Genomic DNA, 23,894 nt, shown 5'->3' with positions numbered 1-23,894 from the left:
TTATGTAAGCATAATATAGAATAGGAGGAAACAATATGCAAAAATACGTTTGTGATGCATGTGGTTATGTATATGATCCTGCAGAAGGAGATCCTGATAGCGGTATAGCTCCCGGAACATCATTTGATGACCTTCCGGAAGATTGGGTATGCCCGTTGTGTGGAGTTGGCAAAGATCAATTTTCACCCGAATAAGTGCAAGCAAAAAGCCTGTGAGCTTCCCCCCTTTTGAAGCTCACAGGTTTTATCAGTTATTGGATTATTCGGTTTTTTCAACTTGAGATGCTTGAATACTCAAACTCTTATCAGATGTTGAGTAAGATATAATAATTGTTACGCCATCATCGTTGCTTCCTGTATAAGATATGGAATCATCAAATTTAGCGTCATATGAATCCTTGCTGAAATCAGATTTAACTTTTTCATAATAAGCTTTAAAATCTTTTTCACCGGCTTCTTCAATTATAATAAGCACATAATTATCACTTTTTACAGCACTTGATATTTTCCCACCCTTGAATTCAGGAATTTTTTTTGCAATTGCTGAATTGGGCCATTCATTTCCACCAAATGTTACGTCCCCTTCTTCACTTTTAATGGTAACTTCATCACCGTCAATGTCTACATTTCCTCCTAAGACATTTTCTACAAATTTTTCGGTAATTTTTTTGCTTTTCCCCCGAGCCCGTTTACTATACCCATTATTCCTAATATTAATATTGCTATTGCAAAAACAGGCAGTAATATCCATCCGATTATAGGAATAAATCCTAATATGATATTACCGATTATACCTACCAACAATAACAATAATGCCTGATTGGCGTGAAATTTACCAAATTTTGAATCAGGGCAGGCGATTAAAGGCAGAAAGAAAATTATATAAGCTAAGCCGGCCATAGTTTTATTTTTTTCGATGTCCTGTAAATCAAATTCTTCTTGATTGTTATCATTTTCTAAAAATTCCTGTGACATATTAACCTCCGATTAAAATAATTTACTTTATTATATCAATAAACCTTTCTGACTGTAATCACCCTAAGGGTGAAATTATAAAAATAATTAGTATGAAAATAGGGTTATGCTAATTTTTTGATGAATCTTTTTATAACTTTGTTGAACATATGTTAAAATATGTTATAATACATATATCATACCATCGCCTCGGCAATGCAAGCGAGCTTGCGCTGCACTCGGCTCAGATATGATATAATATTTTCAAACACTCTCACAAAGGGGATAAAAATAGTTATAATGAATTTATAAATAGTTAAATGAGGTAATCATGATAAAAAATAGTATTAAGTATTCTATGAGAATTAGATTGTTTGTCTTGTTGTTGATCCTTGTTATTACTATGCTTATAGGTTTATTTATTATATTTTTAATCACAGGCAATATAAACATCGGCCTGAAAGACAGTGAAGAGTTTATAATTAATAATCATACTTACATTTCCGAGAAAGTAAAAAAATATTATGAAAACATTGCTGCAGAGGTATTAAGCTTCTCTAAAATTGTTTCGTTGGATATAGAAAGCAAATTGGCTGAAAAACAGCTTAATATAAACGATTTAACAAATAATCCTATTTTGTTGGAGGATGTAATATCTAATGAGCTTAATCAGGTTTTATTATATCTTAATAAATCTAAAAGCAGCGGCGCTTTTATAATACTGAATGCAACTATCAATGATAAGCTGCCTGATTCCGAAAATTCCAAGGCAGGTATTTATTTGAAAAATTTAGAGCCCAATATTATTAACTCTACTAACCCGACTATTTATATGCTAATGGGTAATCCTAATATTGCTTATAACAACAATATCTCTCTTCATCCTAATTGGAAAATGGAATTTAGCATAAAAAACTCTCCTTATTACAATATACCGATAGATTTTTCATCAAATATAGCTAAAACCTCAAAGCTATATTATTGGAGTTCATGTTTTACATTGCCCGGAACATATGAAGAAATTATGACCTGTACAGCTCCTTTAAAAGATTCAAACGGAAATGTTTTTGGAGTTTGCGGTTTGGATATCAGCTCTATGCTGTTTAAGCTGTCATTTATGCCCAATAAGGATATGTTTGAAAGAACGTTCAGCATGCTTTCACCCATATCCGAAAATAACGTTAAAACTGAGCAAGCTCTTATAGCAGCCGACTATACTGCAAAAAATATTTTAAATGGAGAGGATATAAATATTTTAAATGGTATGGGAGAGCTTTATTTATATGAATATGATGATAAAAGTTTTTTGGGATATCACGACTTTATAAAATTATATCCTGAAGATTCCGAATTTTCAAAGGATAAATGGATTTTATCAATAATGGTTCCGGAAAGTGACATTATGTCTTATGCATTAAAAACTAACTTAAGACTGTTAGCCGTTTGTTTTATCTTAATGTCATTGGGTGTACTGATTTCTTTTATAATCAGCAAACATTATATTAAGCCGATACATAATGCAATAAATATAATTAAACAAAACCCGAGCAAAGATGTAAAAACAAATATACCCGAATTTGATGACCTTATCGAATGTATATCGACAAGAGAGGAAACTGACCCTGACTCATTAATTCTAAACGAATTTTTGAGCAATCTAAGGACACTTTCCCCTTCAGAACGTGCGGTATTTAATTTATATGCTGAAAATAATACGGCAAAGGAAATTGCACAAAAGATGTTCTTAAGCATTAATACTATAAAAACTCATACTAAGCATCTTTATGCTAAGTTAAACATAAAATCAAAGGATGAGCTTTTACTTTATGTTGAAATGCTTAAAGAATCAGGCAAAAAAATTACATAATTGTGCCACCGCCAATAACAATATCTCCGTCATAAAACACAACATGTTGACCGGAAGTTATGGCACGCTGTTTATTAATAAATTCAACCAATATTCTATCATCATCAACAGGATGCAGTAATGCATCCGTTTCTTTTTGACTGTATCTGATTTTTACAGTTGCCTTCATTGTTTTAGTCAGTTTTTCAACAGCAATCATATTAATATCACCTGCTGTCAACCTGTTTTTATACAATTCTTCTTCGCTCCCCAATGTCACGGTATTTGATTCTTTGTCTTTATCGATTACATAGGCAGGTTTACCGAGAGCAATACCTAATCCTTTTCTCTGACCTACGGTATAATGAATAATACCCTTGTGTTCACCCATAGTCTTGCCCTGAGTGTCTATGAAGTTGCCTTTTCTGGATTCAACACCCATTTTATTCTCAAGGAATCCTGCATAATCTCCATCCTGAACGAAGCATATGTCCTGACTGTCCGGTTTTCTTGCATTAACTAAATTTTTCTCCTCGGCAATTTTACGAACCTCAGATTTATACATACCTCCTAAAGGCAGCAATGTTCTTGATAAATCGTGCTGCGTCAGTACATACAATACATAGCTTTGATCCTTGGATTCATCAACCGCTTTTTTCAACAGATATCTTCTGCTCGCATTATCAAATTCTATTTGAGCATAATGACCGGTCGCAATATAATCTTTTTCCATCAGCATTGCCCTTTGAATCAGCCTGCTGAATTTAATATATCTGTTACAATCAATACATGGATTAGGAGTGCTTCCCAACTCATAACTTCTTGCGAATTTTTGAATCACTTCATCCTTGAAGGTCTCTTTAAAATTAAATACAAAATGTTCTATCCCTAATTTATGACACACGCTTCTTGCATCCTCCACATCTTCTAAGGAACAGCAGGTTCTTGTTCTGCAGGATGTTAAAATATCCTCGTTATCAAATAATTTCAATGTCGCTCCGCATATATCATAGCCCTGGTCTCTAAGCAATACTGCCGCAACAGAGCTGTCCACCCCGCCGCTCATAGCTACCATAACTTTTTTATTCATACTTTCTCCTTTAAAAAAACAGGACAATAGTCCTGTTTAAGTTTTTACTTTTAAATAATTATATAACTAATGATTTTTAATGTCAAATAGTTAGTTATTATCCAATTCGGCTTTTTTCTTTTTATCTTTCTTTTCAACGAAGGAAGCAAAAAATACTCCGACTTCAAACAATAGAATCATAGGTCCCGCAAGTAATATTTGTGTTATAACCTCAGGGGGAGTCAGTATTGCTGCCATAATAAATATAATTAATATGGTGTATTTCCTGTTTTTCTTTATAAAGTTTACGCTTATAATACGAAACTTAGTCAATATAACCATTATTATTGGAAGCTCGAATATAATTCCGAATGATAAAAGAGTATTTATTACAAAGGTAAGATAACTGTTGAAGCTTATCATTTCTTCGATTTCTTCAATTCGGAAACTCATGAAGAATTGCAGCATTATCGGAAGTATTACTAAAATTGCAAACACTACTCCTACTATGAAAAATATCCCCCCTATAAACAATGATGTCGCTATAGTCCTTTTCTCACTCTTTGTCAGACCGGGACTTACAAAAATCCATAGCTGCAAAATCAAAAATGGAGCAGACACTACAAAGCCACTTATAACAGCAATTTTGATATATGACAATAAAAGCTCTGCCGGAGCAATAAATACAAAGTTTATATTTGGAGCTATATCAATTATATATTTGACTATCATCTCAGAAAAGTTATAACTTACTAATATAGAAACAATCAGAACAACACTTGAATATATAAGCCGTTTTCTAAGCTCCGTCAAATGTTCCACTAATGTTAAACTTTTCACATCATCCTTTTCACGCTTCTTACGCATCATTATCACCTTTATTCTAATATAATTCTTCTATTGATTTAATTATGCAGTACAACACATGATTTACAGGTGTAGGTATATTAAGCTTCTTACCCATTTCAATCACTGTTCCGGCAAAATAATCAACCTCTGTTTTTCTTTTAGCTTCAACATCCTGAAGCATTGATGTCCTGCCGTTTGGAGAGAAACCGCTCATCAAAGTTACAAATTCTTCTATGTCTTCTTCTCTTAAGTCAATGTCAGATGCCTTTGCAATTGCCAAAACCTCCATCATTGCTTCTTTAAATAACGTTAAATTTGTCTCTACGCTTGTTATTTTTCCATAAGGAGCTCTTGTTATTGCAGTTATCTGATTAGCTCCGACATTAAGCATGAATTTCTTCCAGATTGTGCGTATCATATCAGGAAATACAATGTTTTCTATACCGGCTTTGTTAAAGCAATCAGAGACAGCTTGTACCTCTTGGGATAACGTAGTATTATCTGCTTCCCCAAAATGTATTACTCCGTCGACAGTATTGATTACTCCTTCTTCCGTCCTCTGAGCATCGATTTTCATAGACAATCCATAAAGAACCTTGTTTCCGGGATATGCGGCATGAATTCTTGATCTTGCCGTTACTCCGTTTAAAAATGTAATTAAAATAGTATCCTTACCGACAAAATTTTTTACATCCTCTATTGCTTGTGATAATTGATAATTCTTTACACAAAATATTATCAAATCCATTTTCTTATTTAAATCTCCGTTAGAAACAATATTCGGGTAAAATGTTTTGCCATTTAAAGTAAAGCCATTCTTTTTCAGTTTTTCTTTTCTATCCTTATCAGCAATGACTACAAAATCCGAGCCATATGTGTTATATAATAAGTTTCCGTAAACGGTACCTACGGCACCCATACCAATTAATGCAACTGATTTTATTTTCATTATCTTACCTCTGTATTAAATTATAAATCGTTAAATAACATACAAAGCCCTTATTGAAACTTATTCTATTATAACGGAAATAAGTTTATTCTGCAATGCAAATAAATTTCTCTTTTTGATTTAAATCAAATAAATGCAATTTGAAACCGTGTATAATGGGATATAATATAAAAAACGGAGGTATGTTTATGAAAAAATTAACATTGCAGTTAGAAGAGCTTGGATGCCCAAGCTGCGTAAAGAAAATTGAAACCGCATTGAAAAAACAGGACGGTGTAAATGAAGCAAGCGTATTATTCAACTCAAGCAAGGCAAAAATTGAATATGACGAAGAAAAAATTGACTCTGCTAAAATATCCAAAGTCGTAACAGATTTAGGTTATGAAATATTAAGCCGGAAGTGAAAGCAAGATGCCCCGTTCGCTATCATGCGAACGGGTACCTAAAATAAAATTAAGCATTGTCAAGTAAATTTTTTACATAATTGGGTAATGCAAAGCAGCCCTTATGCAGCTCTGTGTTATAATACTTTGTGTCAAGCTTAATTAAATTCCAGCCTTCTTCGTTTAAATCTTTAATTGGATCATATTTTTTAGAGGCGAATCCAAATAACCAATGTCCTGAACCGTATGTCGGTATATGTGCTTGATATACACGTGCTATCGGAAATACTTCCTTTATTTTTTTGTGAGCTCTTTGCATTGCTTCCTGCTCTCTTTTGTAATAAGGACTTTCATGCTGATTAACTAATATCCCGTCTTCTTTTAAAGCTTTGAAGCAATTTTCATAAAATTCCTTAGTGAAAAGCTCTTCACCGGGGCCAATAGGGTCTGTAGAGTCAACAATAATTAAATCATATTCATTTTTTTTGGTTTTAACGAATTTAAGCCCATCCTCAAAATACAATTTTACTTTTTTGTCGTTTAACCTTGAAGCTGTAAACGGCAAATGTTCTATAGAAATATCTACAACCTTTTTATCAATTTCCACCATTTCAATCTTTTCCACCGAGTTATAGCGTGTAAGCTCTCTTACCGTTCCACCATCTCCGGCACCGATAACCAATATATTTTTGATGTTTTGATTCACAGCCATAGGCACGTGGGTTATCATTTCATGGTATATGAACTCGTCTTTTTCCGTAAGCATAACAAAATCATCTATTACCAACAGCTTACCGAACTCAGGTGTTTCAAATACATCAATTTTTTGAAAATCACTTTGCACGCTTAAAATATGTCTGTCTACTCTTATTGAAAACCTGACGTTCCTTGTGTGTTCTTCAGTAAACCATAATTCCATTAATTATCCTCCTGAAAAATATTCATGCCGCTAAATATTTCTATCATTTCTTTTCTCAGGCTGTCAGAAATCTCTAATCTTTTCCTTGGCGGAAGTTCAAACACATCCTTATTAAATAAATAATTTTGCAAATCTATATCTTTAATAAGCATTTTTGTATGAAATGTATTAGCCTGAAAAACATTTATATCAATAGCATCATATTTTTTTAATGTTTCTCTATCTATATAATCTTGTATTGATTTTATGTCATGATCAATAAAGAACTTTTTACCATTTATGTCTCTTGTAAATCCTCTGACACGATAATCTATAGTTATGATATCCGAATCAAAACTCTTTATTAAATAATCCAATGCATTAAGAGGAGATATTTGACCACATGTTGAAACATCTATATCAACACGGAATGTGGAAATTGCATTTTCCGGATGATGCTCCGGATATGAATGTACGGTAACATGACTTTTATCTAAATGTGCATGTATTGTTTCATGTTCAAGCGATTTTTTACAAATATCCTTGCCAAGATTGCATGATTCATCAATTTCTTCGGGAGTTAATGCTCCCTCTGCTATTAAAATATTTACCGATGCACCCTGCGGATCGTAATCCTGTTTGGAAATATTAAGAATATGTGCTCCGATTATATCGGTTACATCACATAAAATCTGCGTAAGACGTTCAGAATTATACTGTTCGTCAATATACTCTATATATTCCATTTGCTCTCTTTCGCTTTTTGCATAACAGACATCATAAATATTAAAACTAAGCGATTTTGTAAGATTATTAAACCCATACAATGTTAGCTTTTTTTCCAACCCTAACACCACTACCTTTCTTTTTCTATTTTTGTTTATCATTATAAACTATACATACTTCTATATCAAGGTATAATTTAGGTTGATTAAAATACAATAAATTGGTATTATTAAAAAAATGATAGATAAGGGGGAACTATGAAGTCCTGTAACCATTGTACACACGCAGATCATTATTGTATCGATAACGTACCTATTTTTAGAGACCTGTTTCCTGATGAAAAGGAAAGCATAATGAATTCATCAAATCAAAGAAGTTTTAAAAAAGGAGAAATAATATTTACTCCCGGAGATTCCTTTGATGATTTATTTGTCGTTAATAAAGGTATGGTTAAAATATCCAAGGTTTCAAGCTTAGGAAAGGAGCAAATCCTGAGAATTCTTAAGCCGGGAGATTTTATGGGTGAATTAGCTTTGTTCAGCAAATCAGTATTAAACAACACTGCGGAGGCATTAGAACAGACAGAAATTTGTATTATTCAAGGGGATAAAATTCGACAGCTTTTAATTCAAAAACCTGAAATGGCAATTAAATTTCTTCAAAAGTATACGGAAAGAATTGAAGAAACAGAGGAATTGATTGAACAGATAGGACTTAGAGACATAGAGCAAAGAATTGCTAATTATTTATTGATTGAAATAGAAAATAACCAGATTATTAACAATAATGGAAAATATGAAATAATCCTGCCCGTAAGCAAGGGAGATTTAGCGGCACTTATTGGTACTACTCAAGAAACATTGAGCCGAAAGCTTTCTCTTTTTCAGGATAATGGATGGATTAGCCTTAAAGCTAAGAGAATAATCGAAGTTATAGATATTGAAAGCTTAGAGAGTATCAGATGATACTCAGGCTACTGAAAAATCCCCCCTGCTTCGTTGCCTTCCGGCGCCTTGCAGGATGAACTTTTCAACAGCCTTGTATTTTTATACTTTTATTTTTGTCCAGCCGCCCTTTAAAAATCTCATATAATTTATAAATAATCTTAATATCTGGTCAGTGCCAAATGCAAACCAGGCGCCAATCAATCCAAATCCTAAAGGGTAACAAAACAGCCACGTAGCACCCGGTCTTACTAAGCCAATACTTAAAAATGATGTTATAGCTACAAATTTTGTATCTCCCGCACCTCTAAGGATTCCACCTACAACTACGTTTGATGATTGTATTGGAGCCATAGCTGCAACTGTAAGCATAATTGCGGCTCCTGCTTTTATTACGGCTGCATCATCAGTATATAATGATACAAAGAAAGAACCCCCTAATAAAAATAATAATACAAATATAAAACCTACTGTGAGAGCAATCCTCTGGAGAGACTTGCCATAGATGGTTGCCATATCAGATCTTTCAGAGCCTAAGCTCTGACCTACCAATGCAGATGCCGCAATCCCCAAGCCATCACCAAATGCAAATGAGATACTCATAATATTCACACATATTTGATGAGTTGCATAGCTTATTGTTCCTAAGCCGGCTACTAATTTATTTGTAGTGAAGAAGCCTACACGCATAAATACCTGCTCAACAAATGCACTGCTGCTAATACCTAAAACACTTGATATTATTTCCTTTTCTAATTTCCATGATTGTTTTTTTCGAAGCTCTAAAAATTCATGAGCAAATGTAATGGATTTTAATGACAGTAAAAAGCCTACAATATTGCCTATGGCAGTAGCTATGGCTGCACCTGTAACACCAAGTGCAGGAAATCCTAAATGTCCTTTTATCAGCAAAAAATTAAAGAATAAATTCACCAAATTTGCTGCTATGTTTGTTTTCATTGATATTTTTGTATTGCCCGCACCCCTTTGCGCAGCATTTATTGTTAAGCTTAAGGAAGTAAAAAAATTACCTACACAGATTATTCTGAAATAAATTACTGCAATTTCTACTACTTCCTTTTGAGCACCGGCAAATACAATCAATGGTCTTGCATAAATAATTCCCAGCACCGATAATATTAATGATAAAAAACCACATATAACTAATGATTGCCTTAACGCTTTGTTAGCATCCTCTCTGTTGTCTTCACCTTTTCTTCTTGCGACAACAGCAGTAACCCCTATATTTAAAGAAAATATAACTGCTAAAAGTATCAGCCTCGGTTGGGTAGTTATACCGACTGCTGAGATGGCAGCCGCTCCTATTGAACCAACCATTATTAAATCCGCAGAGGATATAAGCTGGACTAAGACAGCTTCTATAGCTGATGGCCATGCAACTTCTATGGCTGTTTTATATACTTCTTTATCCGAAGGAATATCCCCAAAAATCTGATCTTGTTTGATCATGTATTTGTTGGAATAAATACGTCCCAAAAATTTAGTCATCTTTTTCTCCTTTATTTTAACTCCAATGATATGTTAACTCTTTTATAATAATAATTCAATACACATTATGTTACTGACAGAAAAGAAAAAACTGCTTAGTTATTCATCCTAAGCAGTTTTTATTGCTTTTTATTAAAATTTTTGGATTAGGGAAGCTCCGAATTCTTTGCATCTGTTGATTGCATCTTCATCAGGATTCCAAAGCTCTTTTATCCCTTCTGAAATTACTTCAAACTTACTTTCCTTTAATTCTTCCGTAATTATCTTTACTGATTCACCGCTCCATCCGTAAGATCCGAATGCTGCAGCTTTTTTGTCTGTAAATTTCAGTCCTTTTATCATTTCCAACAAGCTTGCTGCAGATGATAAAATTCCATTATTGATTGTAGATGAACCGACAAGTATCATCTTGGATTTAAACACTTCAGTGATAATATCATTTTTATCTCTTTTTGCGCTGTTAAGCAGTTTTATTGTTACTTCCTTATCCTTGCTTTTGATACCTTCTGCTATTGCTTCAGCCATTCTTCTTGTGCCGTTCCACATTGTATCATAAATTATGGTTATTTGATTTTCTTTATAGCTCTTAGCCCATTCAACATATTTATTAACTATTTGCAACGGGTTATCTCTCCAAATAATTCCGTGACTTGGGCAAATCATACTGATTGGAATGTTTAGTGCAACAACTTCCTCTATTTTGCTTACAACAAACTTACTGAACGGAGTAAGTATATTTGCATAATATTTAAGAGCTTCGTTAAATAATTCATCTTGGTCTACCTTATCATTATACATCAGTTCGGATGCATAATGCTGACCAAAAGCATCGTTACTGAAAAGTATATTTTCACCTGCCATATATGTCATCATGGAATCCGGCCAGTGCAGCATTCTTGCTTCAACAAAGACTAATTTGTTTTTACCTATGTCAAGAGTATCTCCTGTTTTTACCTCAACAAAATTCCAATCCTGATGATAATGTCCTTTTATTATTTTAGCTCCGTTTTTAGTACAGTAAATAGGAGTGTTTGGTATTTCTTTCATTAATTCAACCAATGCACCCGAATGATCTACTTCGTTATGATTCATAATTATGTAGTCAATTTTATCTAAATCAATTTCTTTTTTTAAATTAGCAACAAATTCCTTTGAAAATGGCTGCCATACTGTATCTATTAAAACCGTTTTTTCGTCCCTTATTAAATAAGAGTTGTAAGATGATCCTTTATGTGTTGAATATTCTTCTCCATGAAATTTAATAAGTTCCCAATCTATTTTCCCTGCCCAGCTTACTGTATCAGTTATTTTAAACATACTTACCTCCTAATCTCTTCATTAGATTTTAATTATATATTAAAATGTTACACCTAACAACATTATTATCCATTATAGGTACTTTTTCTCTAATTTTTCTAAAATATCTGTATAATACTTTTGTATTCCTTTTTTCTCTGCTTCAAGCTCAAATTCTTCTGTTTTTAGATTTATTGCATGTATAACTTCTTTTGGAAGCTTTGTTTCTCCAAATTTGTAAACCGCATCATTTTCTTTGGCAATGTGTCTTTTCAACAGATGCGTGTATCCTATCGCATTGCTTATTATGTCAAGCTTACTTTCCTCATCGCCGTTTTTAACTCTTTCCAAAGCATCCCTCAAATCACTCATATACAATCTTCCTAAGTCGTGCTCTACAAGCATTCCGTGAGTTATTAAATTTTCGCCTAATTTTCCTAACTTGGTTTGCATTTCCTTAAACAAAAATTTTTCTTCTTTACCGTGGTGATGTTCATCTGCATAATTTTTTACAAATTCAATCATTTTATAAAAATCATCGTAATTTATATCTTCGCTCTGCATCACTTTATAGCATGCCTTTCTTACAACATTCAGCATTCTAAGTATATAATCATGTTCCATTACCATTACCTGCACACTGTTCATACTCTTAACTCCTTGAAATTTTATATGTATCATTACTTATTTTTCGCACCTTTGATGTTTACTCATACTTCTTACTTTGTAAAATAATGAGCATGAAATACATCATGCTCATCTTTATTGTGTCATCTTTATTCTTCAGAATTTTGATAATTATTCAGCTTCTGAAGTAACTCGTCTACATCAAATCCATGTACCATAGCAGCATCTTCTATTGATTCCATTTGAGATGAAGGGCATCCTAAGCAATGCATTCCGGCGCTCATCAATATTTGTGCAAATCCCGGATTGATTTGCAATATTTCACCTATATACATGTCTTTCGTAATTTCCTTTGCCATAAAAACCTCCCTTTACGATTGATAATCAATTGATTTGCAATTGTTAAGCAATTGACTTTAAAATTTCTTTTATTCTTACCAATTATCCTAAAAATATTTTTAAATCATCTTCTACAGTTCCTATACCTGCTATTCCAAAGTTTTTAACCAATACGTCAGCTACGTTTGGTGATAAGAATGCCGGTAATGTTGGCCCTAAATGAATATTTTTCACTCCTAAATACAGCAATGCAAGCAATACAATAACAGCTTTTTGCTCATACCAGGCAATATTAAATGCCAGCGGCAACTCATTAATATCTTCCAATTCAAATACTTCTTTTAATTTTAATGCAATTAAAGCAAGTGAATATGAGTCATTGCACTGTCCTGCGTCCAGTACTCTCGGAATTCCTCCGATATCCCCTAATTCTAACTTATTGTATTTATATTTCGCACATCCTGCCGTTAAAATAACCGTATCTTTTGGAAGTGCTTTAGCAAAATCTGTATAATAGTTTCTTGATTTTGCTCTTCCGTCACATCCTGCCATTACGAAGAATTTTTTAATCGCTCCTGATTTAACTGCATCCACAACTTTGTCTGCCAAAGCAAATACCTGTTCATGAGCAAAGCCGCCAACTATTTCGCCTGTTTCAATTTCTGTAGGCGAAGAGCATCTCTTTGCAAGCTCAATTATTTCTGTAAAATCTTTTTCTGAACCGGTAACTCCTGCTATATGCTTACATCCCGGATATCCCGCAGAACCGGTTGTAAACAATCTGTCCTTGTAGCTGTCTCTTGGAGGTACTATACAGTTTGTTGTCATTAAAACAGGTCCGTTAAATGATTCAAATTCTTCTTTTTGTTTCCACCAGGCATTACCGTAGTTACCAACTAAATGCTTGTATTTCTTTAGATGCGGATAATAATGAGCAGGAAGCATTTCCGAGTGAGTATAAACGTCTACTCCTGTTCCTTCTGTTTGCTTCAATAGCTGTTCTAAATCACCTAAATCATGTCCTGATATTAATATTCCGGGATTTTGGCCGACACCTATATTTACTTTTGTAATTTCCGGATTTCCGAATGTACTTGTATTAGCTTTATCTAACAATGCCATTGCAGATACTCCGACTTTTCCTGTTTCTAATGTTAAAGCAACTAAATCATTTACATCTAAGCTGCCGTCTAAAAGCTTTGCCAACGTATCCTGCATGAATGCATTTATTTCTGCATCATCATAACCTAATACATTTGCATGCTTCATATATGCCGACATACCCTTTAAGCCGTAAGTTATAAGCTCTCTTAAGCTTCTTACATCTTCATTTTCTGTTGCCAGTACCCCTACTTCTTCTGAGTTTGATTTGATTTCAAATTCAGCTTCTGTATCCGCAGTCCATAGAGCTGCGTCTGATAAATTCGCACTGTTATCTAATTTATTTAATAAGTCGTTTTTAACTTTCAAAGTCATTTTAATTCTATCGTTAAACACGCTGTCATCAAAATTTGCATTTGTTATGGTTGTAAATAAGTTAAGAGTTACTAAATGATCTGCGTCCGATGAAATTTCTTTGCCTTCTTTTCTTAATATTGATGTAACTTCCGATAATCCTTTAGATGTATAAATCAATAAATCTTGTAAGTTAGATGTTTCAGGCGATTTACCACATACTCCTACCTTAGTACAGCCGGCACATCCCGCTGCTTCCTGACATTGATAACAAAACATTGCATTTTTCATTAATCTTCCTCCAAAACTTTAATCATATTTTAATTTTTAATTTATCTGTCCCTATAGTAAAGCATATGACTTGCAGTTTCCGTAACATATGTTACAATGTTTAATTATTTTATGTCTATTTTTTTAATACCCTTATAAAATTATTATAAACATTATCTGATATTGATTTGTTGACATCATATAATATTTAATGTATTGTTTACTTACTAATTCGCTTTAAGGGAACTTTTTTAATGCGGATTACTATTAAGTTAAATTTAAATGTTGCAAACTGGAGGTACCATGGATTTTAAACACGAGAAAAGCAGAATTTATTTAGAAAATGAAGACGGTAATTGTATAGCTGAGGTTACATTCCCTGAAGTATCAAATGATAAGGTTAACGTAAATCATACATATGTAGACCGTTCCTTGAGAGGTCAAGGGGTTGCTGATAAACTTATGACTGCTTTAGCTTTAGATTTAAGAAAAAATAATAAAAAAGCAACTGCTACTTGTTCGTATGCAGTTGATTGGTTTGAAAAACACCCGGATTTTGAAGATGTATATAAATAATAAAAATTTTTAAAAAAAGTTTTTCAAAACTTCAATCATAACGCTGTCTGAAGGAAAAATAACGATAGAGAAGAACGATAAAAAAGCAACAGAAGAACAATAGTACGGGATGCTTCGCATCCCGTACTATTGTCGTGTAATTTTCACTATATCGCTATATGCATCCATCCGAAAAATCCGAATGACATATTATTTCAATTTCTTCATCTCTCAATAATTTAATAATATGCTGTTCAATTTCTTCGGGTATAATATTCGGAGCAAATCTCGCTACTACATGACCACCTTTATCTATTAAAAATTTAGTGAAATTCCATCTGATATCATTTTGTTCTAAATCAGGTGTAAACTGTTTCACCTTTTCATAAAAATCTATAGTTTCTTTGTTCCTGTATTCTTCTGCTTGAGTTTTTAAATATTTATATAGCGGTTCTTGGCTTTCTCCATTTACGTCTATTTTAGAAAACTGCTTAAAGTCAACACCAAAGTTCAATCTGCAAAAGCCAACTATTTCCTCGTTGGTTCCCGGTGCCTGACCTAAAAATTGATTGCTTGGAAAATCTAATATCTCAAATCCTTCAGGCTGAAATTTATCATAAAGATTTTGTAATCCATCATACTGTGGGGTAAAACCACACCCTGTAGCTCCGTTAACTATCAATAATACTTTTCCTTTATAATCTGACAAAGATACATCTTTATATTCTGTATCTTTTACAATAAAATCATATAACATAACTCCTCCTATTGATAAATTATTTATATTTAATATACCCTCGTTTTATCCTTTAAAGCAATTTTTTTTATTTCTAATTTACGTGGTCTGTGCTATAATAAATCATACGATATCAGATTGGAGTTTATCATGAGAACGATTTTAAAAAATGCTAAAATATATGTAGATAAAGAAAACTTCCAAGAAAGCATGTTGATAAGTGACGGTATAATAAAGGAAGTCGGAACTGATGAATATATATTAAATTTTGAGGCAGATAACGTAATTGACCTTGACGGAAAAACTGTACTTCCCGGATTAAACGACAGCCATATGCATCTTTCAGCAATAGGTGAAGCTATGTCGTTATGTGACTTGACACCATGCAGATCAATTGATGAAATTATAGAAACATCCAAACGATTTTTAATAAACAATACCAATCTAAATATTATAGTCGGAAGAGGATGGAACCAAGATAACTTCGTAACAGGTGAAAAAAGAATATTAACCCGTTTCGACCTTGATAAGATATCAACAGATATTCCCATAATTCTGAAAAGAATATGCGCACACATAGCGACAGTTAACAGTAAAGCTCTAAAAATACTAAACATTGACGAAAGTACATTCGTTGACGGCGGTGAAATTATTATCGGAAGCGACGGCAAGCCGAACGGTATATTAACGGAAAATGCCATTTCACTTACTAACGCGATTATTCCCGAAAAAACCGATGCTGACAGGGAAAAAGAATTTCTGAAAGCTGCGGAATATGCTGTAAGCGTTGGTTTAACATCTGTTCAATCAAATGACGTAATCAATGATAATTGCAAAGATATATTCAGAATACTTCATAACATATATGATAAGAAAAAAACGAAACTAAGATACGATGCACAGTTTAACTTCCAAAATATCAATTATTTTAATGAGTACCTTGAAACAGAATTTAAAACAGGAACTTATGACGAAAGATTCTTGTCTAAAGGTGCATTGAAGCTTTTTAAGGATGGATCATTAGGCGGAAGAACTGCACTTATGTTAAATGACTACCATGATGAGCCGGGAATTAAAGGGGTTTCTGCACTAAGCGATGAGCAATTGAAGGAATTATGTGATTTAGCAACATCCCACAATATAAGAGTGATAACTCACGCCATAGGTGACGGTGCTATCGAAAGTGTTATTAAAATTTATGAAAGAACTATGGATAATAAGAATAATAAAAATAATTCTCTTCGTCACGGAATCGTTCATTGCCAGATAACAAGCAAAAAGCAGCTTGAAAAAATTGCAGAATTAAATATAGGAGTTATGTATCAACCGATATTTTTGGACTACGATACTAAAATAGTTGAGCAAAGAATAGGAAAAGAATTAGCTTCTACATCTTATGCTTTTAATACGTTAAACAAGTTATGTGCACCAATAAGCTTTGGAACTGATTCTCCGGTTGAGGATTGCAATCCGTTTCCCAACATTTATTGTGCAGTAACGAGACAAAGATTAGACGGTACACCTGTGGGAGGATATGTACCTGTTGAAAAATTAAGTATAGAAGAGGCAATAGATATTTATACCGTCGGAAGTGCGTATAATGAGTTTAAAGAAAGTTTTAAGGGGAGATTATATAAAGGTTATGCCGCGGATTTAGTGGTACTAAACAGAGATATTTTTACTGTTGATCATAATGAAATAAAAAATATCAAAGTAGATTTAACCATGATTGACGGTGAAATAGTTTTTGAGCGGAAATAACCGCTCTTTTTTTTTATGAATATAAGTTAGACATGACGAGATATCTTTACGGTTTTGGAAATTTTTTCTTCAGGATCTCCAAAATTTAATTAAATATTTTTTTATTTTTTTGTCATAGTATTAAAATTAACAAATGTTTTTAATTTTATTTAGTATTTTTTTATTATATTGCAGAAGATAAAATTCAAGTGAAAAATATGCTGCAATTGTGATACATTGTTTTATATTAATAATTAGAAAAATCAACACTTCGGTAATAAATATATATGTTCTAAATTATTACATTAAAAGATTTGCTAAATTTTAATTTGTTACAAAATTAACCACTATTTAAAATTTCGTAATATTTGAAATTTGAAATACTCGAAATTATAAAATATTATCGGCTGTTTTTACAGAAATTTTAAAGTGTTACTTTATTGTTCATACTTATGAATTTTTTTTCATTTTAATTATGTTGTGAATATGTTTTCATAATGATATAATTAGAAAACGTTATATTTCGTAATAACATTTTTTATACGTTATAACGCATTTATTTTAATTTCTAATTTTTTTACTACAAGGAGGAAATATGGAACAAATTATGGCATTAAACGGTTTTATCAATGGTATTGTGTGGGGACCACCAATATTAGTATTGATCGTTGGAACCGGACTATTTTTATCTTTAAAAACAGGATTTTTCTCACTAACTAAATTAGGTTACATCTTAAAAAATACACTTTTTAAGATGTTTGCTAAGGATTCTAAGGGTGAGGGAGAAGTAACAGCATTTCAGGCAGTTGCGACAGCACTTGCTGCGACAGTCGGAACAGGTAACATCGCTGGTGTTGCTACGGCTATAGCACTTGGAGGACCCGGAGCAATTTTCTGGATGTGGCTGGCAGCAATATTAGGTATGACAACAAAATTTGCCGAAGTTGTTTTAGCAGTTAAATTCAGAGAAAAGACTGAAGATGGTCGTTTCATAGGCGGTCCTATGTACTATATCACAAAAGGTCTTGGCTGGAAATGGCTTGCAGTATTATTTGCGATATTTGGAGCATTAGCAGCATTCGGTATAGGTAACATGGTTCAATCTAACTCAGTTGCGGCTGCGTTGCAATCATCTTTCAACATTAATCCTTGGGTAACAGGAGTAGTTTTAGCGGTTGTAACCGCATTGGTAATCGTTGGCGGAATAAAGAGAATCGGTGCTTTCACTGAAAAATTGGTTCCTTTTATGGCAGCTATTTATATTCTTGGCGGATTAGCAATCGTAATTATGAACATAGCTCATGTTCCTGCAGCTATTGGATTGATATTCTCAAGTGCATTTACAGGTCATGCGGCAGTTGGCGGATTTACCGGAGCTGTTTTAGCACAGGCTATCAGATACGGTATTGCTCGAGGAGTATTCACTAACGAAGCAGGTTTAGGTAGTTCTCCTATAGCTCATGCTGCAGCAACTACAGACCATCCGGTACGTCAAGGTCTTTGGGCGGTATTCGAAGTATTTGCTGATACTCTTGTTATCTGCTCAATCACTGCATTGGCAATTATCACTTCAGGTGTTTGGCAAGGCGGTTTATCAGGTGCGGCTCTTACTACAGAAGCGTTCAACGTGTCATTGCCGGGTGGCGGATACATCGTTTCTATAGGTATAGTAATGTTTGCTTTCTCAACAATAGTTGGATGGGAATACTACGGTGAGAGATGTGCTGAATACTTATTCGGACCTAAAGTAAATATGATATACAGAATAATCTGGGTACCATTTGTAGTAATAGGTGCAATAGGCGGTCTTGAATTTGTTTGGGATTTAGCTGATACATTAAACGGTTTAATGGCAATTCCTAACTTAATAGGCGTTGTAGCATTAAGTGGTACAGTATTTGCTTTAACTAAAGAATTCTTTACTAAAGAAAATTTAAAATAGCCAACAATCCATAATATAATGACATAAAAAGGTCGGAGCTTTGATATGATACTTCCAAAGTAGACATTCTAATTAATTAAAAATTAGATTATCTACTTGGAGGTATTTTTTTATGGGAAGAAAGTCAAAGTATAGTAAAGAAGCAAAGATTCAAGCTTGTAAAGATTATGAAGAAGGTAATCTTAGTATTAAGGATATTTCAAAAAAATTTGATGCTAATTGCTAATATAGAAACTATCCGTCGATGGTATCTAATATACAAGATGAATTACTATGTTCACTGATTAATGAATATCATTCAACTTTTGACGGAATTTTAGGGTATAGAAGAATGACCATATTCATTAACAAACTAAATCATAAAACACTTGAAGAATTAAAATCCAAAATATTTGAATATATTAAATTTTACAATGAAAAAAGATTTCAAAAAAGACTTGGATGCATGGCTCCTTTAGAATGTCGAAACCATGCATCCATATGTGCATAATATTTAATTAAATTAATTGTCTACTTGACAAGAGTCAGTTCACTTTTGCTCCAACCTTTTTTTATATGACTTTATAGTTTTATTGAATCTTCAACGTAATCAAACCGTCATATGCTTTATCTTCAATACTTGTATCTTCATCAAATACTGTATAATTAATATCCACAGTACCTCTTCCATCGAATATATATTTAATTTCTTCGATTTTTCCGATTACATATTCTGCGTCCTTAGCCACAGATTTATACTCACCTTCATCGTATTTTATCATTAATTGACCTTTACTTGGCAAAACAAATTTCACATAATCTAATTTGTTGTACAGATCCTTTCCAACAGTCTCATATAGATTATCCTCAAAATCTATTACAGCTTCCCCATCACGTATTTTTTTTACAAGTGACAGTGTAGATATTTCTTGAACTGATTCAACTGTTACAACGACTCTCCCGTCAAACTCTTCTTTTCCATCATATCCGACATAACTGATAATTGCTTCTCCTTTATAATCCTGATACGGTACAAAATAAACGTATCTTAAATCCGAACGTGAAATCGCTTCATTTTTTGCTAAATTTTCATCATCTTCCAACTTACCGTCTTTGTCATCATCAAAATATAATGTACCGATTTTTTTATCTAATAACGTAAACACTACCTCATCAATACGGCTGTCAAAGCTTCTGTAATCAAATTTTAAATTATTATTTTCTTTAACCGTATATTTAATATCATCAAAATCTTCATTTTTTTCGACAGTTATTACGATTAAACCATTATATGCTTTATCTTCATCGTATGCCTTATATTCAATATTTACTTGCCCATTGAAATTGTCTTTTGGCTTAAATGTTATTTCAGAAATTCTTAGTTCATCATCTAAGTCATCATCATAAATAAAATATTTTTTACTTTCTGACACTAAGCTGTTTTTTGATGCATCGGCATCGTAATCATAGTACAAATTACCGTTCTCAGGCAGCGTAAATTTAACATATTCTAAATCGTCACCGAAAGCTCTGAGAAACATTTTATCAGTAAATTTAAATGTTTCATCATCATTCATGGTATGCTTAATATCAGCAATATCATAATCATCATCTTCTTCATCTTCATCTATATCATCAAGAATTAAATATAACATCCAGAAAACATCACTCCTTTTAGCAAAATCGCCCAAGTCTCCTTTATATATTTCTTTTAGTTCTTCTATTTGATCAGAATTAAATTTTATATCAAGCAAGTCACCTGTACGCTCAATCAGCCAAATCGTCTCCTGAATAGTCACCGGCGTGTTAGGTTTAAAATATTTTCCATCGCCTTTTGCTATACCGAGCATTTTAGCTACTCTTATATGACCGTAATAATAATCTTTATTATCAACATCCTCAAATATCTCCAAATAATTCTCGCTTAATTTTTCAGCGTCATAATCATCTTCATCAATTACTCCGTATTGATCCAGCATCCTGACAATCATAACAATAACATCACCGCGTTTTACATTACCGCTTAAGCCGTAATCACCGTTACCATACCCCTTAACAATTTCCTTTTGAATCAAGGATTTAAGTGCACCTTCATAATCTTTGATTTTTTTGTCGATTTTGTTATGCTTTGGCGCCGCAAATGCTACTGTTGTAAATATAAAGCAAAATGCAAGTGCTAAAGCCAAAATCTTAATTGTACGCTTTTTTTTCATAAATTCCCTCCAATATATTTGCTGTAGTATCCTTCATTTCATGCGATACATAATATATTTCGGAGCGATATGTTAGGTTTTGGGGGTATGATTAAAATTCTATAGAATTATTATAGATATCAACTAAATGTTTACTGCAATTTCCTTTAAATTTATTAACAATTAAATATTCAATGTCTTCCATAGCGTTGTATAACGGCGAGCCTTTCTCATATTCAAAACCAACAAGTTGAAAAAATACATCAGAGCTGTCAAGCGTAATTTTCCCCAATTCACTTTGTCTCCAAACCCATTTTAATGTTTGAACTACATTGCCGCTTGTAAAAACTAATTCATTTTCTTGTACATCTTCATATTCTTCACAGCCAAAGGGTAAAAATATATCTCCTTTTCTACTGAACCGAACCTCTAAATCCTCATGTATATCCTTTAAATCATGACCTCCCAAGGATATGCCCTGCTCTATGGAAATTGCATTGCAAAGGTCAACAAGAGTATTAATAACAGGCAGCTGTCCTCCTTTAATAATTCTTTTAAACATCGCTTCCACTGACGGAGGATACTTATTAGGATTAATTCCGGACTTAGTCATAACCTCTCTGTAATTTTTTACATTGTATAATTCTCTTAACTGTTCCTGACTTATTTCATTTCTCATTTTGTTTTCTGCATTTCTTAACCTTTGTTCATCTTCGGCAGAAGTTTCAGAATTAATAATATTATGTCCTACTATTATTCCGAATTTAATACTCGTCTTTAATTCAAATATTGATTTATCGATGGTATATTTCATTTCTCTACTCCTATATTCGTCTTTTAAAAATTTAATAAGTAAATTATATCAAGAATACCATAATCAAGCAATTGTGTTTATTTAAATTATTTAGCAAGGATATTTTTTAATGAATTGAAAATAATAATATCGGAGGTGTTTTATATGAATTTTTCAAATAAGGAAAGAACTTTGTTAGAAGATCAGAAAAATCACGAACAAATCTGTATCCTAAAATATTCTAATTATGCAGACTTAGCAACAGACCCACAGCTTAAAAACATTTTTAAACAACTCGGTCAAACCGAGCAGGAACACTATAATACTATTGACCAACTGTTAAAGGGACAAATGCCACAAATGCAGCAATCAAGCGGGGGACAAAGCAGCGGAGGTCAACAAGGCAGTCAGCAAGGCAGTTCTCAGCAGGGTTCAAGCCAGAGCGGCTCACAACAAAGCAGTAATCAGAATCAAATGCAGTCTATGCAGTCCCAATCAAGTTTTATACCGCAAAATCAATCGTCAGGATACAATGCATCTGATAAAGATTTGTGCACGGATTTGCTCATGACTGAAAAATATGTTTCAGGAGCATACGACACTGCAATTTTCGAATTCAAAGATCAGCAGGTTCGAAACATTTTGAATCATATTCAAAAAGAAGAGCAGCAGCATGGTGAGACAATATATAAATATATGACAAGCAAAGGAATGTATCAGGCTCAGTAAATAAAATAGGAAAAGTGGCTAAGCCACTTCAGAGTGTAGACAAAGTCGTAAGATTTTTTATTAAATCTTACGACTTTGTCTACACTCTGATACTTAAATCAGTTTTAAGTATTTTTCATAATATTTAAGCTTTCTTTTCTTCGTCATTATCATTCGTATCTATTTTCATTTCTTCCGTAACTTTATTTGCTTGCTTCTTAAAGTTCCCGAAGGCATCTCCTAATGATTTACCTATTTCAGGAAGCTTAGCAGGGCCAAAGATAATCAGTGCAATGGCTAAAATCAAAATAAGCTCCATAGGTCCGAGTCTTCCTCCCATGTTTTTCCCTCCGTTTAATATAATTTTAACAATGGAATATCATCAAATAAACGAGGATTGCTCCCCGTTTATTCCTATGCTAATGTAGCATTTAAAAGCTCAACCATCTTTTTAGTTACGTCTGCTGCTACGCCTGCACAACGTGTTTTTCTTTCATCGTCTCCCATTGCATAACCTGTTTTTTCCATGAATTTACCAACGGAATCAATACATAGAATTGAATCTGCAACAGTAGTATCTAATTTCATATCAGGTTGATAAATAGGAAGTTCAGCTTTTCTGTACCAGTTTTGCAATTCAACCAATACTTTTTTTGATGTATCAGGATCACAAACTGTTCCTATGCAAAATGCTGCAGCTCCTACTGAACCGCATAAAGAACTGGATTGATATCCTGCACCATGATTTACAAATGCCGCAGTAGGAATTTGATTAAATGGATAACCAACTTCTTCTGCTAATATACCGAAGAACCCTTCGATAACACCGCTACCTCAGCCACCTTTTTCTTTATATCCTTTGAAAGCGGCTGCTTCTGCCTTAGCAGGATCGATCTTCTTGTATGGGAATGGATGCTGTGGAGCTTGTGATGTATCTACGTTAGCTGCTGGTGCCGGTTGAGAACATCCTGTTAAAAGACCTCCTAATGAGCCAACTACTGCTACACTTGCCGCAGTATAACCCATTCCTTTAAGAAAATCCTTTCTTGAAATTTGTTTGTTTTCTGACATATTCAATCTCCTAACTATGAATTTTATGTAATTAAGAAAAACTTTTACATATCTATATTATACTA

General features: G+C 33.1%; 27 protein-coding genes. 9 read left to right on the top strand and 18 right to left on the bottom strand.

The features are described 5' to 3' along the window. Positions 1-35: 35 nt before the first annotated feature. Positions 36-194, top strand: coding sequence for a rubredoxin (gene rd / locus RT412_RS09560; RefSeq protein ID WP_313340372.1), 159 nt, complete (start codon positions 36-38; stop codon positions 192-194). A gap of 64 nt (positions 195-258) precedes the next feature. On the opposite strand, the gene RT412_RS09555 is transcribed toward rd, so the two are convergent. Together RT412_RS09555 and RT412_RS09550 are read right to left on the bottom strand one after the other, a co-directional pair. Then, positions 259-750 (bottom strand): DUF6591 domain-containing protein, encoded by a 492-nt coding sequence (locus RT412_RS09555; RefSeq protein WP_313340370.1) that lies wholly within the window; start codon positions 748-750, stop codon positions 259-261. Then, entirely contained in the window at positions 645-974 is a 330-nt protein-coding gene (locus RT412_RS09550) for a hypothetical protein (RefSeq protein WP_313340368.1), read from the bottom strand. Before RT412_RS09550 ends, RT412_RS09555 begins: the two co-directional genes overlap by 106 nt. 310 nt (positions 975-1,284) lie before the next feature. On the opposite strand from RT412_RS09550, the gene RT412_RS09545 reads away from it, so the two are divergent. Beyond that, positions 1,285-2,820: a LuxR C-terminal-related transcriptional regulator gene (locus RT412_RS09545; protein ID WP_313340366.1), complete on the top strand. Its 1,536-nt coding sequence runs from the start codon at positions 1,285-1,287 to the stop codon at positions 2,818-2,820. On the opposite strand, the gene mnmA is transcribed toward RT412_RS09545, so the two are convergent. The 3 genes from mnmA to RT412_RS09530 form a co-directional block, all read right to left on the bottom strand. Then, positions 2,813-3,889: a tRNA 2-thiouridine(34) synthase MnmA gene (gene mnmA / locus RT412_RS09540; RefSeq protein ID WP_313340365.1), complete on the bottom strand. Its 1,077-nt coding sequence runs from the start codon at positions 3,887-3,889 to the stop codon at positions 2,813-2,815. The genes RT412_RS09545 and mnmA overlap by 8 nt on opposite strands. A 90-nt stretch (positions 3,890-3,979) precedes the next feature. Beyond that, the gene (gene tatC / locus RT412_RS09535; protein ID WP_313340364.1) at positions 3,980-4,735 is read right to left on the bottom strand and encodes a twin-arginine translocase subunit TatC; all 756 of its coding nucleotides are present in this window, start codon (positions 4,733-4,735) and stop codon (positions 3,980-3,982) included. Positions 4,736-4,751: 16 nt separating this feature from the next. Next, entirely contained in the window at positions 4,752-5,666 is a 915-nt protein-coding gene (locus tag RT412_RS09530; protein ID WP_313340362.1) for a ketopantoate reductase family protein, read from the bottom strand. A 188-nt stretch (positions 5,667-5,854) separates the two neighbouring features. Here RT412_RS09530 and RT412_RS09525 point away from each other — a divergent pair, with 188 nt between their 5' ends. Then, the gene (locus RT412_RS09525; protein ID WP_313340360.1) at positions 5,855-6,070 is read left to right on the top strand and encodes a heavy-metal-associated domain-containing protein; all 216 of its coding nucleotides are present in this window, start codon (positions 5,855-5,857) and stop codon (positions 6,068-6,070) included. Positions 6,071-6,119: 49 nt separating this feature from the next. Here the strand turns inward: RT412_RS09525 and speE are convergent, their stop codons facing one another. Together speE and speD are read right to left on the bottom strand one after the other, a co-directional pair. Next, complete coding sequence (gene speE / locus RT412_RS09520) at positions 6,120-6,968, bottom strand: polyamine aminopropyltransferase (protein WP_313340358.1); 849 nt, start codon at positions 6,966-6,968, stop codon at positions 6,120-6,122. Then, complete coding sequence (gene speD, locus RT412_RS09515; protein ID WP_313340428.1) at positions 6,968-7,804, bottom strand: adenosylmethionine decarboxylase; 837 nt, start codon at positions 7,802-7,804, stop codon at positions 6,968-6,970. Before speD ends, speE begins: the two co-directional genes overlap by 1 nt. A gap of 126 nt (positions 7,805-7,930) precedes the next feature. Here speD and RT412_RS09510 point away from each other — a divergent pair, with 126 nt between their 5' ends. After that, complete coding sequence (locus RT412_RS09510) at positions 7,931-8,638, top strand: Crp/Fnr family transcriptional regulator (RefSeq protein ID WP_313340356.1); 708 nt, start codon at positions 7,931-7,933, stop codon at positions 8,636-8,638. Between the two features lie 81 nt (positions 8,639-8,719). On the opposite strand, the gene RT412_RS09505 is transcribed toward RT412_RS09510, so the two are convergent. The 5 genes from RT412_RS09505 to hcp form a co-directional block, all read right to left on the bottom strand. Then, the gene (locus RT412_RS09505; protein ID WP_313340355.1) at positions 8,720-10,126 is read right to left on the bottom strand and encodes an MATE family efflux transporter; all 1,407 of its coding nucleotides are present in this window, start codon (positions 10,124-10,126) and stop codon (positions 8,720-8,722) included. A gap of 132 nt (positions 10,127-10,258) precedes the next feature. Then, positions 10,259-11,443 (bottom strand): anaerobic nitric oxide reductase flavorubredoxin, encoded by a 1,185-nt coding sequence (locus tag RT412_RS09500; RefSeq protein ID WP_313340354.1) that lies wholly within the window; start codon positions 11,441-11,443, stop codon positions 10,259-10,261. 72 nt (positions 11,444-11,515) lie between these two features. Continuing rightward, the gene (locus RT412_RS09495) at positions 11,516-12,070 is read right to left on the bottom strand and encodes a hemerythrin domain-containing protein (protein WP_313340352.1); all 555 of its coding nucleotides are present in this window, start codon (positions 12,068-12,070) and stop codon (positions 11,516-11,518) included. Between the two features lie 128 nt (positions 12,071-12,198). Further along, a complete protein-coding gene (locus RT412_RS09490) occupies positions 12,199-12,408 on the bottom strand; it encodes a DUF1858 domain-containing protein (RefSeq protein WP_313340350.1) in 210 nt (69 codons plus the stop codon). An 82-nt stretch (positions 12,409-12,490) separates the two neighbouring features. Beyond that, on the bottom strand, positions 12,491-14,134 hold the full coding sequence (hcp, locus tag RT412_RS09485; RefSeq protein ID WP_313340348.1) for a hydroxylamine reductase: 1,644 nt from the start codon (positions 14,132-14,134) through the stop codon (positions 12,491-12,493). Positions 14,135-14,416: 282 nt separating this feature from the next. Here hcp and RT412_RS09480 point away from each other — a divergent pair, with 282 nt between their 5' ends. Then, the gene (locus tag RT412_RS09480) at positions 14,417-14,689 is read left to right on the top strand and encodes a GNAT family N-acetyltransferase (RefSeq protein ID WP_312810661.1); all 273 of its coding nucleotides are present in this window, start codon (positions 14,417-14,419) and stop codon (positions 14,687-14,689) included. Between the two features lie 154 nt (positions 14,690-14,843). On the opposite strand, the gene RT412_RS09475 is transcribed toward RT412_RS09480, so the two are convergent. Then, a complete protein-coding gene (locus RT412_RS09475; protein WP_313340346.1) occupies positions 14,844-15,425 on the bottom strand; it encodes a glutathione peroxidase in 582 nt (193 codons plus the stop codon). Between the two features lie 129 nt (positions 15,426-15,554). On the opposite strand from RT412_RS09475, the gene RT412_RS09470 reads away from it, so the two are divergent. The 3 genes from RT412_RS09470 (at position 15,555) to RT412_RS09460 (ending at position 19,576) form a co-directional block, all read left to right on the top strand. Next, positions 15,555-17,165, top strand: a complete 1,611-nt coding sequence (locus tag RT412_RS09470) for an amidohydrolase (protein ID WP_313340345.1) — start codon at positions 15,555-15,557, stop codon at positions 17,163-17,165. A 574-nt stretch (positions 17,166-17,739) separates the two neighbouring features. Continuing rightward, positions 17,740-19,086 carry a sodium:alanine symporter family protein gene (locus tag RT412_RS09465; RefSeq protein ID WP_313340343.1) on the top strand — a complete coding sequence of 449 codons (1,347 nt, stop codon included), beginning with the start codon at positions 17,740-17,742 and terminating at the stop codon, positions 19,084-19,086. 244 nt (positions 19,087-19,330) lie between these two features. Next, entirely contained in the window at positions 19,331-19,576 is a 246-nt protein-coding gene (locus tag RT412_RS09460) for an IS3 family transposase (RefSeq protein WP_313340341.1), read from the top strand. 79 nt (positions 19,577-19,655) lie between these two features. Here the strand turns inward: RT412_RS09460 and RT412_RS09455 are convergent, their stop codons facing one another. Next, positions 19,656-21,278 (bottom strand): S-layer homology domain-containing protein, encoded by a 1,623-nt coding sequence (locus RT412_RS09455; RefSeq protein WP_313340340.1) that lies wholly within the window; start codon positions 21,276-21,278, stop codon positions 19,656-19,658. A gap of 91 nt (positions 21,279-21,369) precedes the next feature. After that, the gene (locus tag RT412_RS09450) at positions 21,370-22,071 is read right to left on the bottom strand and encodes a phenylalanine--tRNA ligase beta subunit-related protein (protein WP_313340339.1); all 702 of its coding nucleotides are present in this window, start codon (positions 22,069-22,071) and stop codon (positions 21,370-21,372) included. Positions 22,072-22,215: 144 nt separating this feature from the next. On the opposite strand from RT412_RS09450, the gene RT412_RS09445 reads away from it, so the two are divergent. Next, positions 22,216-22,779 (top strand): spore coat protein, encoded by a 564-nt coding sequence (locus RT412_RS09445; RefSeq protein ID WP_313340338.1) that lies wholly within the window; start codon positions 22,216-22,218, stop codon positions 22,777-22,779. Between the two features lie 124 nt (positions 22,780-22,903). On the opposite strand, the gene RT412_RS09440 is transcribed toward RT412_RS09445, so the two are convergent. The 3 genes from RT412_RS09440 to RT412_RS09430 all read right to left on the bottom strand — a co-directional run bounded on the left by RT412_RS09440 (position 22,904) and on the right by RT412_RS09430 (position 23,829). After that, positions 22,904-23,098, bottom strand: coding sequence for a twin-arginine translocase TatA/TatE family subunit (locus RT412_RS09440; protein WP_313340336.1), 195 nt, complete (start codon positions 23,096-23,098; stop codon positions 22,904-22,906). Between the two features lie 74 nt (positions 23,099-23,172). Beyond that, a complete protein-coding gene (locus tag RT412_RS09435; protein ID WP_313340427.1) occupies positions 23,173-23,562 on the bottom strand; it encodes a C-GCAxxG-C-C family (seleno)protein in 390 nt (129 codons plus the stop codon). 30 nt (positions 23,563-23,592) lie between these two features. Continuing rightward, the gene (locus tag RT412_RS09430) at positions 23,593-23,829 is read right to left on the bottom strand and encodes a hypothetical protein (protein ID WP_313340334.1); all 237 of its coding nucleotides are present in this window, start codon (positions 23,827-23,829) and stop codon (positions 23,593-23,595) included. Between the last annotated feature and the right edge of the window lie 65 nt (positions 23,830-23,894).

The sequence above is a fragment of the Sedimentibacter sp. genome (genome assembly GCF_032080165.1).
Classification (GTDB): Bacteria; Bacillota; Clostridia; order Tissierellales; family Sedimentibacteraceae; genus Sedimentibacter.
Note: the sequence above shows the minus strand (reverse complement) of the source record. Positions and strands in the feature narration are given on the sequence as shown.